The organism is Rhizobium sp. SSA_523, assembly GCF_030435705.1.
Lineage (GTDB): Bacteria > Pseudomonadota > Alphaproteobacteria > Rhizobiales > Rhizobiaceae > Neorhizobium.
Window position 1 is genome coordinate 2,175,266 of record NZ_CP129382.1, and the last position, 16,401, is coordinate 2,191,666.

Below are 16,401 nucleotides of genomic sequence, written 5' to 3' on the forward strand. Positions count from 1 at the left end.
ATACTCCGGCGTCATGCGTAATAGGGCTCGTCGCGCCAGCGCCCCACTTCCTCCATCAGCCAGCTGCGGAAGAGAGCGACAGGGCGAAAGGCCATTCGGGTTATGGGGGCGACGACATAATAGGAACTGGGGCTTCTCACCTGCAAGGGCAGCGCCTGGACCAGATCGCCGCTCTTCAGCTCCGCCTCGATGAGGAAGAGCGGCATCAGCGCCAGCCCCAGCCCGGCGCTGCAGGCCTGGCCGACACTGGCAAACTGTTCGAAGCGCATGCCGGCCGCAGGTCCCCCCGACAAACCCTGGCTTTCGAAGAAATGCGCCCAGCCGCCCGGCCGCGAGGCCATGTGCAGAAGAGGCAAGGTCAGAAGGTCCTGCGGCCTCGCCACCGGATGCTGCGACAGGAAAGCGGGGCTGCAGACCGGCGCCACCATCTCGTCCATCAGAAAGGTGCAGTCGGCGCCGGGCCAGTTCGGCTGGCCGATATGGATGGCGACATCCAGCCCATCCTGTTCGAAATCGAAAATGCCGATCCGGGTCGCGAAATTCAGCGTGATCTCCGGGTGCTGGGAGACGAAGCGGGGAATGCGCGGCAGGAGCCAGCGCGTGCCGAAGGTCGGCAGCATGGCCAAGTTCAGCGTATCGCCATGTTTTTTCGTCATGGCCTGCAGCGATGCCGCGCGGATCTGCGACAGCGCGGCGCCGATCGATTTGGCATAGGCGCGGCCCGGCTCCGTCAGCGAAACGCCGCGGCTGCTGCGGTCGAAGAGAAGAAGGCCGAGCTGCTCCTCAAGCCCGGAAATCTGCCGGCTGATCGCCCCTTGGGTCAAAGCGAGCTCTTCGGCGGCGGCGGAAAAGCTGCCCAGCCGCGCCACGGATTCGAAGGCGGCGAGTGCGCTGGTGGATGGCAGGAGTCGGCGGCTGAGATTGCTCATTGCGCATTCCTATAGCTCATATCGGCGTGAGTAAACGGCGCTTTACGACCGGCGCCCCATGACCGATAGTCGCCGCACTGTTTCCGATGGAGGATTTTGAACGTGAGCGATCGTGCCGCCTTTTCCTGGGAAGATCCCTTCCTGATCGACGACCAATTGACCGAAGACGAGCGGATGATCCGCGATTCGGCCGCCGCCTTCGCCAAGGCCGAGCTCCTGCCGCGCGTGAACGAGGCCTATCTGTCCGAAACCAGCGCGCCGGAGCTCTTTCCGCTGATGGGACAGGCCGGCCTGCTCGGCGTCACGCTGCCGGAGGACTATGGTGCGGCCAATGCCTCCTATGTCGCCTACGGCCTGGTGGCGCGCGAGGTGGAGCGCATCGACAGCGGCTATCGCTCGATGATGAGCGTCCAGTCCTCGCTGGTGATCTATCCGATCTTCGCCTACGGTTCGGATGCACAGAAGCAGAAATACCTGCCGGGTCTGGTATCGGGTGAGCTGATCGGCTGTTTCGGCCTCACCGAGCCGGATGCCGGATCCGATCCGGGCGGCATGAAGACGAGGGCCGAGAAGATCGATGGCGGCTACCGCCTGCGCGGCTCCAAGATGTGGATCTCCAACTCCCCGATCGCCGATGTCTTCGTCGTCTGGGCCAAGTCGGAAGCGCATAATAACGAAATCCGCGGCTTCGTTCTCGAAAAGGGCATGAAGGGTCTCTCCGCGCCCAAGATCGGCGGCAAGCTCTCGCTGCGCGCCTCGATCACCGGCGAAATCGTCATGGATGGCGTCGAGGTCTCCGAAGATGCCCTGCTTCCCAATGTTTCGGGCCTGAAGGGTCCGTTCGGCTGCCTCAACCGCGCCCGGTACGGCATTTCCTGGGGCGTGATGGGCGCTGCGGAAGATTGCTGGATGCGGGCGCGCCAGTACGGACTGGACCGCAAGCAGTTCGGCAAGCCTCTGGCCGGCACGCAGCTTTTCCAGAAGAAGCTTGCCGACATGCAGACGGAGATCGCGCTTGGCCTGCAAGGCTCCCTGCGCGTCGGCCGCCTGATGGACGAGCACAGGATGGCGCCGGAAATGATTTCCATCGTCAAGCGCAACAATTGCGGCAAGGCTCTGGATATTGCCCGCCAGGCGCGCGACATGCACGGCGGCAACGGGATCCAGATCGAATATCACGTCATGCGCCACGCCCAGAACCTGGAAACCGTCAACACATACGAGGGCACGCATGATGTTCATGCGCTGATCCTCGGCCGGGCGCAGACCGGCATCCAGGCGTTTTTCTAAAGGGTTCCGGGCCGGACCGGAGAAGGACGGCGGGCATGCCCGCCGTCAAATTTATTTAATCATACTTTTGATGTCCCGCCGTTGATTGTCGACATCAATTGTCCTACGTCAGGTTCCGAACCTGCCAGCCACGGTCCCGAGCTTTTTTCAATGCCGGCTTGCCCTTCCGCGACTTTCCGATCGAAAAAGAGGTCATCATGCACAGCTATCCCGACGTCAAACTCTTCATTGCAGGCGAATGGCGCGATGCCGTTTCCGGCAAGACCATCCCGGTTGAAGATCCTGCCACTCAGGAGACGATCGGCAAGATCGCCCATGCGGAAAAGGCCGATCTGGATCTGGCGCTGGAAGCTGCCGACAAGGGTTTCAAGCAGTGGCGCGATACGTCCGCCTTCGAGCGCTCCAAGATCATGCGCAAGGCCGCCAACATCCTGCGCGAGCGCATTGATTACGTCGCCTGGCTCATGACGCGCGAACAGGGCAAGCCGCTGGCCCAGTCGAAGATCGAGATCATGAATGCGGCCGATACGATCGACTGGTTCGCCGAAGAAGCCCGCCGCACCTACGGCCAGATCATTCCTGCCCGCTTCGGCGGCGTGGCCAATATGGCGATCAAATTTCCGGTAGGACCGGTTGCCGCCTTCACCCCGTGGAACTTCCCGATCAATCAGATCGTGCGCAAGCTCTCGGCTGCCGTTTCGGTCGGCTGCTCGATCATCATCAAGGCCCCCGAAGAAACCCCGGCCTCGCCTGCCGAACTGATCCGGGCCTTCGCCGATGCCGGCATCCCGGCCGGCGTCGTCAATCTCGTCTACGGCGTCCCGGCGGAGATCTCCGAATATCTCATCCCGCATCCGGTGATCCGCAAGATCTCCTTCACCGGTTCCACGCCGGTGGGCAAGCATCTGGCGGCGCTGGCCGGCAAGCACATGAAGCGCGCCACCATGGAACTCGGCGGCCATGCGCCCGTCGTCGTCTTCGACGATGCGGATCTCGAAAAGGCTGTCGAAGTCTCCGCCACCGCCAAATTCCGCAATGCCGGTCAGGTCTGCGTGGCACCCACCCGCTTCCTGATCCAGGAGGGTGTGGCCGACAGGTTCATCGACGGGCTGGTCAAATATGCCGAAAGCGTCAAGGTCGGCAACGGCCTGGAAGCCGACGTCACCATGGGTCCGCTGGCCAATGAGCGCCGCATTCCGGCCATGGAAGACATGATCCAGGACGCCGTCTCCAAGGGCGCGACCCTGAAAACCGGCGGCAAGCGCATCGGCAACAAGGGTCACTTCTTCGAGCCGACCGTGCTGACCGATGTCCCGACCTCCGCGAAGATGATGAATGAGGAGCCCTTCGGCCCCATCGCCATCGTCAACCGCTTCAAGACGCTGGACGAGGCGCTGGAGGAATCCAACCGCCTGCCTTTCGGCCTGGCATCCTATGCCTTTACCGGCTCGGTCAAGACCGCCCATGCGCTTGGCCAGCGGCTGGAAGCCGGCATGCTGACGATCAACCACAATGGCCTGGCCATTCCGGAAGTGCCCTTCGGCGGCATCAAGGATTCGGGCTATGGCACGGAAGGCGGTTCCGAGGCTGTCGAAGCCTATCTGGAGACCCGCTTCGTCAGCCAGATGAACTAAGATCGGGCTTTCTGGACAGGATTGAAGGCGTCGGGCAACCGGCGCCTTTTTTTCGTGAACGGGGCTTGCGAAAAGACCCTCCGGCGGCAGCCGGAAAGCTGCCAAGTCTCACGCCAGCGCGAAGACCTTGGCCCGTCGCAGGGTCACAAAACCCGTCTCGCCGGCACGGATCTCGCGCTCCGGCTCCACATCGAATTCCAGCGGCTCGCCCGCCGCGGTGGCGGCAATGATGCGGCGTCCGCCGGGCCGGTCCAGAACCCGCGTCACCGCTGCAGCGACGCCCGGCCCCTCCGGCGACCAGTCGAGATCGGATGGCCGCGCGTAGATCTCCGCCGGACCGTCCGCAATCCCCGGCGCCGCCACCTCCGCGCCATCGGCGAGCGCCCGTCCGTCACGCACATGGCCGGACAGGCGGTTCGCATCGCCCAGGAACCGCATCACGAAAGCATCCTTCGGATCGCGGCAGACCGCCTGCGGCGTTCCCTGCTGCACGATCTGCCCCTCTTTCAGGATGACGACGCGATCGGCCAGATCCAGCGCCTCCTCCTGGTCATGCGTCACGAAGATCGTGGTGATGCCGAGCTCCTGGTGGATTTCCCGCAGCCAGCGGCGCAGGTCATGGCGGACATTGGCATCCAGCGCGCCGAAAGGCTCATCGAGCAGAAGCACCTTGGGATCGACGGAAAGCGCCCGCGCCAGGGCCACGCGCTGCCTTTGGCCGCCGGAAATCTGCCCGGGAAAGCGGTTGCCTAAGCCATCGAGCCTGACCAGCTTGAGAAGCTCGGCCACCCGCGCCGCAATATCCGCCTTGCTGCGCCGGACCTTGGAGACACTCATGCCGAAGCCGATGTTCTCGGCAACCGTCATGTGCGGAAACAGCGCATAATGCTGGAAGACGAAGCCGACGCCGCGCTCCCGCACCGGTATGTCGGTCGCATCCTGATCGCCGAATTCGATCTGTCCGCCATCGGCGTAATCCAGCCCGGCAACCATGCGCAGGATCGTCGTCTTGCCGGAACCGGACGGTCCCAGAAGGGCGACCAGTTCGCCGCTGGCAATCTCCAGCGAGACGCCGCGCACGGCACGGAACCGATCGAAGGTCTTGACGATATTGGTCAGGCGAATCTTCATGAACGACCTCCTTCGGATACGGGATCAGCGGCAAGGGCGGTCCGGCGGCCGGCGCCGCGGCGCTCCAGCGCGACCTTTGCGATAATGGTGAAGACGGCAATGACCGCCAGGATCGAGGCGGAGGCGAAGGCACCGGCCGCCTGGTAATCGTGATAGAGAAGTTCGATATGCAGCGGCAGCGTATTGGTCTGGCCGCGAATATTGCCTGACACGATGGAAACGGCGCCGAATTCGCCCATGACGCGGGCATTGCAGAGCACCACGCCATACAGCAGCGCCCATTTCACATTGGGCAGCGTTACGGAAAAGAAGGTCTTGAAACCGGAGGCGCCGAGCGAGGTGGCGGCCTCCTCCAGATCGCGGCCCTGAGCCTGCATCAGCGGGATCAGCTCGCGTGCGACGAAGGGCGCGGTGACGAACATCGACGCCAGCACGATGCCTGGCAGCGCAAAGAGGATCTTCACGTCATAGGCATCCAGGAGGGGACCGAATATGCCCTGCAGCCCGTAGACGAAAAGATAGGCGACACCCGCCACGATGGGAGACACCGAAAAGGGGATCTCGATGACGACCAGCAGCAGCCGCTTGCCGAAAAAGTCGAACTTCGTCAGCGCCCAGGCGGCGGCGACGCCGAAAACGGTGTTGATCGGCACGGCGATCAGCGCCGTCAGCACCGTCATCATGATGGCATGGCGCGTATCCGGATGGGTGAGGGTCGCGATGTAGATCTGCCAGCCCTCGGAAAAGGCCTCCACGCCGATGACGATCAGAGGCGCAAGCACGAGCAATGCGCCAAGCACCATGACGACGGTGATCAGGACGAGACGGAAGACCGGATGATCGCCCACCCGCGGCGGTTTGCGGCGCTGAAGGGATGTCTGAGCCACGGCCTATCCTTTCACGGTATAGCGCAAGGCGCGCGCCTGCGCCCAGTTGGTCATGGCGAGCATCACGAAGGCGGTGATCAACAGGACCGAGGCAATCGCCGCGGCGGCCTGATAATCATATTCCTCCAGCCGGATGAAGATCAGCAGCGCCGTGATTTCCGTCTTCATCGGCTGATTGCCGGCAATGAAGATGATCGCGCCGAACTCGCCGAGCGAACGGGCAAAGGAGAGCGAGGTGCCCGCCATCAGCGCCGGCGACAGGAGCGGCAGGATCACCTTGGCGAAGATTGTCCAATCGGAGCCGCCGAGCGATTGTGCCGCCTCTTCGAGCGCCGGATCGAGATCCTCCAGCACCGGCTGCACCGTCCGGACGATGAAGGGCAGGCTGGTGAAGCACATGGCGATCATGATGCCGAGCGGCGTATAGGCGACCTTGATGCCGAGATCGGCGAGCGCAGAGCCAAACCAGCCATTGGCGGAAAACAGGGCCGTCAGCGAAATGCCGGCGACCGCGGTGGGCAGGGCAAAGGGAAGATCGACCACGGCATCGACAAGCCGGCGGCCGGGAAAGCGGTAGCGCGTCAGGACCCAGGCCAGTGCAAAGCCGAAGAACAGGTTGAAGACCGTGGCACCGAGCGCCGCCAGGACCGTGACGCGGTAACTCGCCAGCGCCCGCGGCGAGGAAATGATCGTCCAATAGTTGGAAGGTCCGAGACTGGCGGCCTTATAGGCAAGCGCAGCCAGCGGCAGAACCACGATGAGGCCGACATAAAAGAGGGTGATCCCGAGCGACAGGCGCAATCCGGGCAGAACATTACGATTCACGGAGGCAGTTCCTGCGTTAAAGCCCGGCGATGCGATCGCCGGGCTTTCACCTTGGGAGGCTGATGAGGCTATTGCAATTAACGATTGCCGTATACTTGGTCGAGTTCGCCGCCGGAAGCAAAATGCTCCTTCTGCACCTTGTCCCAGCCGCCGAACACATCTTCGACCTTGACCAGGCGGACCTGCGGGAATTCGCTGGCATAGTCCGCCTTGACGCTTTCGTCATGCACACGATGACCGAATTCGGCGGCGACCCGCTGGCCTTCCTTGCTGTAGAGGAAATCGAGATAGGTCTTGGCCAAAGCCTGCGTTCCATGCTTCTCGGCGACCTTGTCGACGACCGCAACCGGGAACTCCGCCAGAAGCGAGACCGAGGGGATGACGCTCTCAACCTTGTCGGCGCCGTACTGCTTGGCGATCGACCGCGTCTCCGCTTCGAAGGTGATCAGCACGTCGCCGGTCTCCCGTTCGATGAAGGTGGTGGTGGCAGCCCGCCCGCCCGTGTCGAAAACCGGAACATTGTCGAAGATCTTCTTGACGAAAGCCTCGACCTTCTCCTCGTCGCCGCCGAAGGCCTCCCGCGCATAGGCGACTGCCGCCAGATAGGTGTAGCGCGCATTGCCGGAGGTTTTCGGGTTCGGGAAGACGACCTTCACGTCATCGCGAACGAGATCGTTCCAGTCCTTGATGTTCTTCGGATTGCCGGCCCGCACCAGGAAGGAAGGGAAGGAATAGAAGGGAGACGCATTATTGGGGAAATCCTTCTGCCAGTCCGCCGAAACGAAGCCCTGCTTGACCAGGAAATCGATATCCGTGACCTGGTTGAAGGTCACGACATCCGCCTCCAGCCCTTCGGCGATCGCGCGTGCCTGCTTCGACGTGCCGGCATGCGACTGGTCGACGGTGACATTGGGATGAACCTTGCGGAAGGCCTCGTTTTCGGCCGCGAACAATTCGCGGGCGATATCATAGGAGGCGTTCAGGAGCTTGGTCGGCTCTTGAGCCAGTACAGGTCCGGACAGGAGCGAGACGAGCGCTGTGCCGACGATCAGGAGGCGGTTCATGGAAAACTCCGGTGATATTCAGTTGTCCGGAGTCTACCGGTCAAGGAGCTGTCCGGCGAGGTATCACAAACCTGCCACAAATGGCGGAATGGAGAATATTTGTCTCATTCGGGCCGGGATCAGGCGATGCTGTTCCCCCTCGCTCTGCCCGGCTCCGACTTACCCTTATCGAAGAGGGTGCCGAGGGCCTCAGCCGAGCGCGCCCGTTGCGGGCGTCACTCTGCAGCGGTGTTCAGACTGAGCGACATCTGTCCGTCCTGTGGCCCCTGGCCGTCGCGATCGTCATTGTCGCTCGCCGATCTCTTGTCGCTCTTCGGCTCGCGCCCGAAAAAGAGCGCATAGGCCGCCGGAAGAACGAGGATGGTCAGGATGGTCGCCACCATGATGCCTCCCATCATGGCATAGGCGAGCGGTCCCCAGAACAGGCCGCGCGAGATCGGGATGAGCGCGAGCACCGCCACCAGCGCCGTCAGCATGATCGGCCTGAAACGGCGAACCGCCGCGCCGATGATCGCCTCCTTTCGGGGCAGGCCCGCCGCGATATCCTGGTCGATCTGGTCGACAAGGATGATCGAGTTGCGGATGATGATGCCGAGCAGCGCGATGACGCCGAGGATGGCGACGAAGCCGAAGGGGGCGCCGGTGATCAGCAGCGCCGATGCCGCGCCAATAATGCCGAGCGGTCCTGTGGCGAGCACCAGCATCGCCTTTCCGAAATGCTGCAGCTGGATCATCAGCAGCACGAGGATGACGAAGAGCATGACCGGCGCCTTGGCCGCGATCGAGGCCTGGCTTTCCGCCGCATCCTCCGCACCGCCCTGGATCTCGATCTTGAAGCCGGCCGGCAGCGACTGACGCAGATCCGTCATGCTCTGATAGAGCTTCATCGCCACGTCATTCGGCTCCACCGCATCCGGCACGGTGGCCTTCACCGTGATGGTCGGCAGGCGGTCGCGCCGCCACTCAATACCGTTTTCCTGCACCACTTCGACGCGGGCGATCTGCGAGACCGGGACGAACCGGCCGTTATCGGTGGGGATATAGACGGAATTCACCGCACTGATCAGCTTGCGGCTGGCATCCGGCTCCCGCGCGACGATGGAAACCGTCTCTTCCCCATCGCGGAACTGGCCGAGCTCCGCACCGGTCACGGAAGCGTAGAGCATCTGACGCACGCGCTGCGAGGAAACGCCGAGCGCCCGGGCGCGGTCCTGATCTATGACGAGCTTCATCGTCGTCACCGGTTCGAGCCAATCGTCATGGATGGTGCCGAGCAGCGGATTCTGGTGGAAACGTGCCTTCACCTCGTCGGCGATGCGGCGCACTTCGTCCCGTTCGGGGCCGACGACACGCATCTGCACCGCCCAGCCGACCGGCGGGCCGAGGAAGAGACGGTCCACCTTGCTTCGAACCATCGGGAACTCTTCGGCCAGGATCTTGCGAAGCTTGACGATCAGCCGCTCACGCTCTTCCAGCCCATTCGACATGACGAGCAATTGGGCGAAATTCGGATTGCGCAGCTGCTGGTCCAGCGGCAGGAAGAAGCGCGGCGCGCCCTCGCCGATGAAGGTGGCGATGAACTTCTTGTCCGGATCGTCCATCAGCTTGACCTCGAGCGCCTTGGCCTGCCGCTCGACATCCTCGATCGCCGTCCCCTCCGGCAGCCACATGTCGACCAGGATCTCCGGCCGCGAAGACTGCGGGAAGAAGCTCTGGGGGATGAACTGGAAGGACCAGAGGCTGGTCCCGAAGGCCAGGAAGGTTGCCAGCAGGACGATCAGCCGATGGCGCACGCACCAGGTCACCGCGGCACGCAGCCCGCGATAGAAGCGTGTATCATAGACATCGTGATGCGTGCCGGCATGCGCCCGCTGCTTCAGGATCATATAGCCGAGCCAGGGCGTGAAATAGACCGCGACGAACCAGGATGTAACGAGCGCTATGCCCACCACGAAGAAGAGCGACCGGACATATTCGCCGGCGGTCGAATCGGCAAATCCGACCGGAATGAAACCGGCCGTCGTGATCAGCGTCCCGGTCAGCATCGGGAAGGCGGTGGAGGAATAGGCGAAGGTGGCGGCGTCGAGCTTTTCCAGCCCCTCCTCCAGCTTGCGCTCCATCATCTCCACGACGATCATCGCATCGTCCACCAAAAGGCCGAGCGCGATGATGAGGGCGCCGAGCGAAATGCGCTGCAGCTCGATGCCCAGCTCGTACATGATGGCAAGCGTGGCCGCCAGCACCAGCGGAATGGTAATGGCAATGACGATGCCGGAACGCCAACCGATCGACAGCAGCGAGACCACCAGAACGATGACCAGCGCCTCCAGCAGGGCCTGGGTGAATTCGCCGATCGCCTCATGGACGACCTCCGGCTGGTTGGCGATCTGCTCGACCTCCACGCCGACCGGCAGGGCATTTTCGAAGCGGTGATAGGTCTCCTCCACCCAGGTGCCGACATCCGTCACCTTGTAGCCGTTCTGCATCACGACGCCCACTTCCACGGCATCCTTGCCGTTGAAGCGGAATTTGCGCTCATAAGGATCGACGAGGCCGCGGGACACATGGGCGATATCGCCAAGGCGGAAGACCTGCGAGCCGCTGCGGATGCGCAGCTCCGCCACATCCTCCGGCGTGCGCACACCGCCTTCGACGGCAATGCGCACCGACCGCGTGGCGGTCTGAACCGAGCCGGCCGGATCGACGTCATTCTGCCCTGCCAGGGCATTGCGGATATCGGTCAGCGTCAGGCCCCGCTCTGCAAGGCTCTTGGAGGAAATGTCGATATAGATGCGCTCCGCCTGGTCGCCCAGGATCGACACCTTCTCGACACCCTGCGTGGCGAGCAGCATGTCGCGCGCCTGGATGGCGAACTGCTTGAGCTCCGGATAGCTGTATCCCTCGCCGGTGATCGCGTGCAGCGTGACGAACGTATCGCCGAATTCATCGTTGAAGAAGGGGCCAAGGACGCCGCTTGGAAGATCCTGCTGGATATCGCCGATCTTCTTGCGCACCTGGTAGAAGGCGTCGGCCACCTGCTCCGCATTGGTATTGCCCTTGATCTGGATCGTGGTGATCGACGAGCCGGCCCGCGTATAGGATTTGACCCAATCGAGATGCGGCGTCTCCTGCAGCTTGCGCTCGATCTTGTTGACGACCTGATCCTGCATGTCCTCGATCGAGGCGCCCGGCCAGACCGCCTGGACCACCATGACGCGGAAGGTGAAATCGGGATCTTCCTTCTGGCCCATATTCATGATGCCGAGGCCGCCGATGATGATGATCAGCCCGAAGAGAAAGCGGCCGATGCTGGGATGCGCAATGGCCCAGCGTGAAAGATTGAAGGGCTGCTTGCCGGAGGGGGGCTGGCGCAAAGAGCTCATATCCGCGTTTCCTGGTTGAGGCGGTCGGTCGCGTCGCCGCCGGCCCGGGACGCCCGGCGGCACAGACGGCATGGATGAAAATCACGTCTCCTCCGGGGGCGCCGAAGGCTTTTCATGCAAGGTGTCGCGGCGTCCCCGGCTGATTTTGCCGGGGCGGCGGGCGGTCAGGAGCGGCTCTGGTCGTCGGCCGTGCCCGGCTGCTGCGCCGCCTTCACGCCGTCCTCGGGAAGCTTCACCTTCATATCCTCGCGCATGAACTGGGTTCCCGCCGCAATCACGAGATCGCCCGGCGCAATGCCCTTGGTGACGCGCACGCCGTCATCGGCGAAATCCGCCACCGTAACCGGCCGGCTATGCACCGTCTGCGTCTGCGGATCGACGAGCCAGACCTGCGATTGCCCCTTGTCGCGCGCGAGGGCCGCAAGCGGCAGCACGAAGGCCGGCGCGGCCTCATCGGTCGTCACCCGCACCGTCGCCGTCATGCCGAGCCTGACCTGCGGATCATCCGGCAGGCTGACGCGCACCGCAAAGGTGCGGGACTGGGTGTCGGCACTGCCGGCAATTTCCCGCACCGTTCCGGTCAGCACCAGATCGCGGCTGGACCAGAAGCTGGCCTTTACCGTCTTGCCCGTTTGGAACACGGCGATATCGGTTTCCGGAACGGCGATCGCCACTTCCTTGGCACCGTCGCGGGCCACGGTAACGACCGGCGAGCCGGCGGCCACAACCTGGCCCGCCTCCGCGCTGGTCGCCGTCACGATTCCCTCGACACCGGAGGACAGGCTCGTATAGGCCACGCGGTTCTGCGCCTGCTTCAGCGAGGACAGGGCCGCATCGCGCGCCGAAACCGCCTGATCGTAGCCAAGCTGGCTCTGCTCCAGCGTCGATTGCGAGGTAATGCTCTTTTGTTCGAGGATCTTGGCGCGGTTGAGAGCCAGTTTGGAGATTTCGACCTGCTTTTCCGCCGAGGCAAGCTGTGCCTGCGCCTGCCGCACGGACAATTCGTAATCCACCGGATCCAGCCGCGCCAGGACGTCGCCGGCCTTCACGTGCTGCCCGACATCCACCAGCCGCTCGGTGATCTTGCCATCGACGCGAAAGCCGAGCGCGATTTCGGTGCGGGCGCGGACCGAACCGGAATATTCCAGCACGCGTCCCTCGTCCGGCGCCGAGACCTGGACGATCTTGACCGGGCGGATGATTTCCTCACTTTCGGCCTGCTGCTCGTTGCAGCCGGCAAGCGCAAGAAGGGCGGCGCAAAGTGCCATCCGGGGCGCCAGCCGGGCGCCTAAGCGGGCGCCATTCCGGGCATTGGCCACAGGATAAGTGACAGGCTGGGCGGCTTGCCGAGCCGCGCCGGGTCCACGGCGTCCTGCACTCAAAGCTGCATTCGACATGTTCGGCTCCTACCGAAGGCGGCCCGCAGGCCGAAAACCAATTATTTCAAGGCCTGTATGATGAAATCGGCGAGGCCTGCGGGCGTAATGCACTCGTCGGTCGCGATCTTCTTGGCCACCAGTTCGGGATGACAGAGCGTCACGCCGCAGCACATGAAGCTTTCCGCCGCAAGAACCGGGTTCTGGTCGCGAAATTCGCCTGCTGCAATGCCTTCACGGATCAGGTCGGTGACCACCAGCCGGATCTGCTGCAGATGTTCCTGGATGACGGGCCATTGCTGATCCATGGCGACCACCACCATTTCATGCACCTTCTCCTCGTCCAGCATCGTCTCGACGGTCATCTTGTGGACGAGGATCAAGTGCTGCTTCAGGCGTTCGGTCGCCGTGCCCGGACCGGCCGCCTGAGCCTTCACGGCCTGGAACTGCGCGGCCAGCATGCGACGGACGAGCGCCTGCTGAATATCCGCCTTGGACGCGAAGAAGCGATAGATATTGCCCGACGACATGGAGAGTTCGCGCGCAATATCGGCCACATTGGTTTTGTTGTAGCCGTAATGGCGGAACAGCCTCTCGGCCGTATCCAGGATCTTCTCGGTGTTTTCCTGCCGCGCCGCTTCGGTGGCGGCGCCAGTGAGATCATTCATGTCAACTGCCGTTTGATGACTGACGAATTACGAATTTCTTCAGTCATAGGCTGCAGTCGGTCCGGAGTCAAGCCGGCCGCCCCTTCTGACCCGGAAGAGGCTGCGACTCGGCGGATGCGGCGGCTGCGACGAACTTTTAGCCGGTCTGGCGCGTTCAGGCGTATGAAACCTTCAGGAGGAACGGATCATGGTTTTCAAACCGCAAACATTTCACGGCGAAGAGCCTGTATCGGCCCAGGATGATCCACCGGACGCCGTTATCGAGACAAGCGTTGCGGCGGCCCTTGCCGATGACCGAAGCCTCGACGCGACCGATGTCCGCGTCGTCGCGAAGGGCTCGGTCGTCACGCTGCAGGGAACGGTCCTTTCGCCCGGCGAGATCGTGCGGGCGGAAGAAGTGGCTCTTTCGGTTGCCGGCGTATCGGCAACCGTCAACGAGTTGCAGGCGCGCGGGACGTGAAGGCCGGCGCCTCGCCGCCCCTTGCGCAGCAGACTGGCTGAACGACAATGCCCGGGCGATCTTCTGATCGCCCGGGCATTTCTCTTTGCGGTCGTGAAGCTGCCGGCCGTGTCAGCGGGGCAGAGCGTAGGCGATCACGTAATCGCCGGGCTTGGTGCCGACCGAACCGTGACCACCGGCCACCATGACGACGAACTGGCGTCCGTCATCGACCGAATAGGTCATCGGCGTGGCCTGCCCACCGGCGGGAAGCCGGGCCTCCCACAATTGTTCGCCGGTCGTCAGGTTATAGGCGCGCAGGTAATCATCGACGGCTGCACCGAGGAAAGCGACGCCGCCCTTGGTGATCATCGGGCCGCCAATGCCGGGCACGCCGAGCTTGAAGGGCAGCGGCAGCGGCGTCATGTCGTACACGGTGCCGTTCTTCTGCTTGTAGGCAATTTCGCCGGTGCGCAGATCGGCGCCCGCGACATAGCCCCACGGCGGAGCCTGGCACGGGATCTGCAGCGGACCGAGGAAAGGACCCATCTTGACGGCATAGGGTGCGCCTTCATTGCGGTTCAGGCCCTGTTCCGAGCCCTTCTCGTCGGCGCCCTTCGGCGGCACTTCCGAACGCGGCACGAGCTGCGAGGTGAAGGCCAGATAGGTCGGCATGCCGAACATCACCATACGTTCCGGATCAACCGCGACGGAGCCCCAGTTGAAGGTGCCGAAATTGCCGGGATAGACAAGCGTGCCCTGCAGCGACGGCGGCGTGTACTGGCCTTCATACTTCAACTGCTTGAGGCGGATGCGGCAGACCATCTGGTCAAACATGGTGACGCCCCACATGTCCCGCCCTTCCAGCTTGTTGGGACGGAAGGTCAGGGCCGTCAGCGGCTGCGTCGGTGCGGTGAAATCTTCCGGGATTGCACCGCCGGGAGCCGGGACCTCCTGGATCGGCCGGATCGGCTCGCCGCTGCGCCGGTCGAGGACATAGATGTCACCCTGCTTGGTCGGCCCGACAAGGGCCGGCACCTGCTTGCCGTCCGGCAGCGTCAGGTCGAGGAGGACGGGCTGGGCCGGAACGTCCATGTCCCAGAGGTCGTGGTGAACGGTCTGACGTACCCAGCGATCCTGTCCGGTATTGATATCCAGCGCCACAATCGAGGAGGAATATTTCTCGACGCTTTCCGAGCGGCCCATGCCCAGCTGGTCGGGGACCTGGTTGCCGAGCGGAATATAAACGAGGCCGAGGGCTTCATCCACGCTGAAGACGGACCAGCTGTTCGGCGAATTGGCCGTGTAGGTCTGTCCCTCCGGCAGCGGCGCGGTCTGCGTCGGATTGCCGGAATCCCAGTTCCAGATCAGCGCGCCGCTATTGACGTCGAAGGCGCGGATGACGCCCGACTGCGACTGAGTCGAGTAATTGTCGTTCACCGCTCCGCCGATGATGATCTTGCCGGCCACAATGACGGGCGGCGAGGTGGAGTAGTAATAGCCTGCCGGGTTATACGGCATGCCCTGCTCGAGTTGCAGAACGCCGTTTTCGGCAAAGCTTGTGCAGATCTGGCCGTTCTTGGCGTCGAGCGCGATCAGCCGGGCATCGGAGGTGGGAAGATAGACGCGCTGGGCGCAGGGATCTTCCGGCTTCGCTGTCGGCTCGGCGTAATAGGTCACGCCCCTGCAGGTCTGGTGCTGGCGATCGGGGTTCAGGCCGGCATTCGGATCGAACTTCCACAGCTGCTTGCCGGTCGTCGCGTCGATGGCGATGGCCCAATTATGCGGCGTGCAGATATAGAGCGAATTGCCGATCTTCAACGGCGTCACCTGATAGGTCGTCTCGCCGACATCTTCCGGCAGCTTTACGTCGCCCGTCTGGAAACGCCAGACCTCCTGGAGGTTGGCGACGTTTTCGACATTCACCTGATCGAGCGGGGAGTAGCGCTGGCCGTAGGGCGTGCGGCCATATTGATGCCATTCGCCGGGCGGCACATCGCCACCCAGGGCCGGCGCAGCCGCGATCTGCTCCTCCGGCAGGCGGCCGGTGAGATCGGTGCTGTTGGTGAACATCGACAGGAGTGCCACGGCAATTGCCACCACGACGGCAGCGGCCAGAGGCCCGGCATTGGCCGAATAACGATAACCGGTCGTGGGGCTTGCAAAGCCCAGCGGCTTGCGGATCCATGGCGTCAGCAGCCAGAGGCCGAGAACGATGATCACCCCGCCGCGCGGGCCGAGCTGCCACCAGTCCAGACCGACCTCCCAGACCGCCCAGATCAGCGAACCGATGACGATGGCCGCATAGACGATAAGCGCCGACGAGCGGCGCAGGAAGAGAAGGATGGCGGTGATGAGGAAGGCTATGCCGGTAATGAGGTAATACACGCTGCCGCCAAGCATAAGCAGCTGCGCACCACCGGCCGCCAGCGCAATCCCGATCAAAGCGAACAGGATGGCTGTTATCGTAATAGGCATATCGGAAATCCTAAAAGTCGACGTTCAGGCGAGGAGAAATTGGGGCGGGCCCTATGGGATAACCAACGAACCGCAGGAATGGTTCCCGCCCGAAACGCAGATTTGAGCCGAGCTTCAGAGAGGGTGGTCGGCGGCCTGGTCTTCAACTCGCGCAAGAACGGCAGGCGGCGGCGCGCAATACCTGCCCCGACAGCGGGCCCTGCGCCAGGCGCAGGGCGAGCCAGCATAACGCTGAAGCCAGTGTCTGTTCGTCAGGGGATGATGCGGATATCGCGCGCAGATGGCAAGGGCCTGAGG

The 16,401-nt window shown here is 63.2% G+C and carries 12 protein-coding genes; 3 read left to right on the forward strand and 9 right to left on the reverse strand.

Annotation, left to right across the window (positions count from 1 at the left end; translation table 11 throughout):
* Nucleotides 1-11: 11 nt before the first annotated feature.
* Complete coding sequence (locus tag QTJ18_RS18745) at nt 12-929, reverse strand: LysR family transcriptional regulator (RefSeq protein ID WP_252752529.1); 918 nt, start codon at nt 927-929, stop codon at nt 12-14.
* 102 nt (nt 930-1,031) lie between these two features.
* Between QTJ18_RS18745 and QTJ18_RS18750 the strand changes: the two genes are divergently transcribed.
* Both QTJ18_RS18750 and QTJ18_RS18755 read left to right on the forward strand, forming a co-directional pair.
* Nucleotides 1,032-2,219 carry an acyl-CoA dehydrogenase gene (locus QTJ18_RS18750; protein ID WP_252752528.1) on the forward strand — a complete coding sequence of 396 codons (1,188 nt, stop codon included), beginning with the start codon at nt 1,032-1,034 and terminating at the stop codon, nt 2,217-2,219.
* Nucleotides 2,220-2,416: 197 nt separating this feature from the next.
* Nucleotides 2,417-3,853, forward strand: a complete 1,437-nt coding sequence (locus tag QTJ18_RS18755) for an NAD-dependent succinate-semialdehyde dehydrogenase (protein ID WP_252752527.1) — start codon at nt 2,417-2,419, stop codon at nt 3,851-3,853.
* A gap of 108 nt (nt 3,854-3,961) precedes the next feature.
* On the opposite strand, the gene QTJ18_RS18760 is transcribed toward QTJ18_RS18755, so the two are convergent.
* The 7 genes from QTJ18_RS18760 to QTJ18_RS18790 form a co-directional block, all read right to left on the reverse strand.
* Nucleotides 3,962-4,984 (reverse strand): sulfate/molybdate ABC transporter ATP-binding protein, encoded by a 1,023-nt coding sequence (locus QTJ18_RS18760; RefSeq protein ID WP_252752526.1) that lies wholly within the window; start codon nt 4,982-4,984, stop codon nt 3,962-3,964.
* Nucleotides 4,981-5,871, reverse strand: a complete 891-nt coding sequence (gene cysW, locus QTJ18_RS18765; protein ID WP_252752525.1) for a sulfate ABC transporter permease subunit CysW — start codon at nt 5,869-5,871, stop codon at nt 4,981-4,983. The genes QTJ18_RS18760 and cysW overlap by 4 nt, the downstream gene beginning before the upstream one ends.
* 3 nt (nt 5,872-5,874) lie before the next feature.
* Nucleotides 5,875-6,696: a sulfate ABC transporter permease subunit CysT gene (gene cysT, locus QTJ18_RS18770; protein WP_252752524.1), complete on the reverse strand. Its 822-nt coding sequence runs from the start codon at nt 6,694-6,696 to the stop codon at nt 5,875-5,877.
* A 77-nt stretch (nt 6,697-6,773) separates the two neighbouring features.
* Nucleotides 6,774-7,760, reverse strand: coding sequence for a thiosulfate ABC transporter substrate-binding protein CysP (cysP, locus tag QTJ18_RS18775; protein ID WP_252752523.1), 987 nt, complete (start codon nt 7,758-7,760; stop codon nt 6,774-6,776).
* Between the two features lie 215 nt (nt 7,761-7,975).
* On the reverse strand, nt 7,976-11,143 hold the full coding sequence (locus tag QTJ18_RS18780) for an efflux RND transporter permease subunit (protein ID WP_252752522.1): 3,168 nt from the start codon (nt 11,141-11,143) through the stop codon (nt 7,976-7,978).
* A gap of 164 nt (nt 11,144-11,307) precedes the next feature.
* The gene (locus tag QTJ18_RS18785; RefSeq protein ID WP_252752521.1) at nt 11,308-12,411 is read right to left on the reverse strand and encodes an efflux RND transporter periplasmic adaptor subunit; all 1,104 of its coding nucleotides are present in this window, start codon (nt 12,409-12,411) and stop codon (nt 11,308-11,310) included.
* Nucleotides 12,412-12,581: 170 nt separating this feature from the next.
* On the reverse strand, nt 12,582-13,187 hold the full coding sequence (locus QTJ18_RS18790; protein WP_252752520.1) for a TetR/AcrR family transcriptional regulator: 606 nt from the start codon (nt 13,185-13,187) through the stop codon (nt 12,582-12,584).
* A gap of 187 nt (nt 13,188-13,374) precedes the next feature.
* Between QTJ18_RS18790 and QTJ18_RS18795 the strand changes: the two genes are divergently transcribed.
* Complete coding sequence (locus QTJ18_RS18795; RefSeq protein WP_252752519.1) at nt 13,375-13,647, forward strand: BON domain-containing protein; 273 nt, start codon at nt 13,375-13,377, stop codon at nt 13,645-13,647.
* A 111-nt stretch (nt 13,648-13,758) separates the two neighbouring features.
* Here QTJ18_RS18795 and QTJ18_RS18800 read toward each other — a convergent pair whose 3' ends face one another.
* Nucleotides 13,759-16,104: a glucose/quinate/shikimate family membrane-bound PQQ-dependent dehydrogenase gene (locus QTJ18_RS18800; RefSeq protein WP_252752518.1), complete on the reverse strand. Its 2,346-nt coding sequence runs from the start codon at nt 16,102-16,104 to the stop codon at nt 13,759-13,761.
* Between the last annotated feature and the right edge of the window lie 297 nt (nt 16,105-16,401).

Excerpts from the sequence above, each read along its gene's own strand:
- QTJ18_RS18790 (WP_252752520.1), bottom strand. The coding sequence starts at position 13,187 with ATGAATGATCTCACTGGCGCCGCCACCGAAGCGGCGCGGCAGGAAAAC.
- QTJ18_RS18760 (WP_252752526.1), bottom strand. The coding sequence starts at position 4,984 with ATGAAGATTCGCCTGACCAATATCGTCAAGACCTTCGATCGGTTCCGT.
- QTJ18_RS18755 (WP_252752527.1), top strand. The coding sequence starts at position 2,417 with ATGCACAGCTATCCCGACGTCAAACTCTTCATTGCAGGCGAATGGCGC.
- QTJ18_RS18800 (WP_252752518.1), bottom strand. The coding sequence starts at position 16,104 with ATGCCTATTACGATAACAGCCATCCTGTTCGCTTTGATCGGGATTGCG.
- QTJ18_RS18745 (WP_252752529.1), bottom strand. The coding sequence starts at position 929 with ATGAGCAATCTCAGCCGCCGACTCCTGCCATCCACCAGCGCACTCGCC.
- QTJ18_RS18785 (WP_252752521.1), bottom strand. The coding sequence starts at position 12,411 with ATGGCACTTTGCGCCGCCCTTCTTGCGCTTGCCGGCTGCAACGAGCAG.
- QTJ18_RS18795 (WP_252752519.1), top strand. The coding sequence starts at position 13,375 with ATGGTTTTCAAACCGCAAACATTTCACGGCGAAGAGCCTGTATCGGCC.
- cysP (WP_252752523.1), bottom strand. The coding sequence starts at position 7,760 with ATGAACCGCCTCCTGATCGTCGGCACAGCGCTCGTCTCGCTCCTGTCC.
- QTJ18_RS18780 (WP_252752522.1), bottom strand. The coding sequence starts at position 11,143 with ATGAGCTCTTTGCGCCAGCCCCCCTCCGGCAAGCAGCCCTTCAATCTT.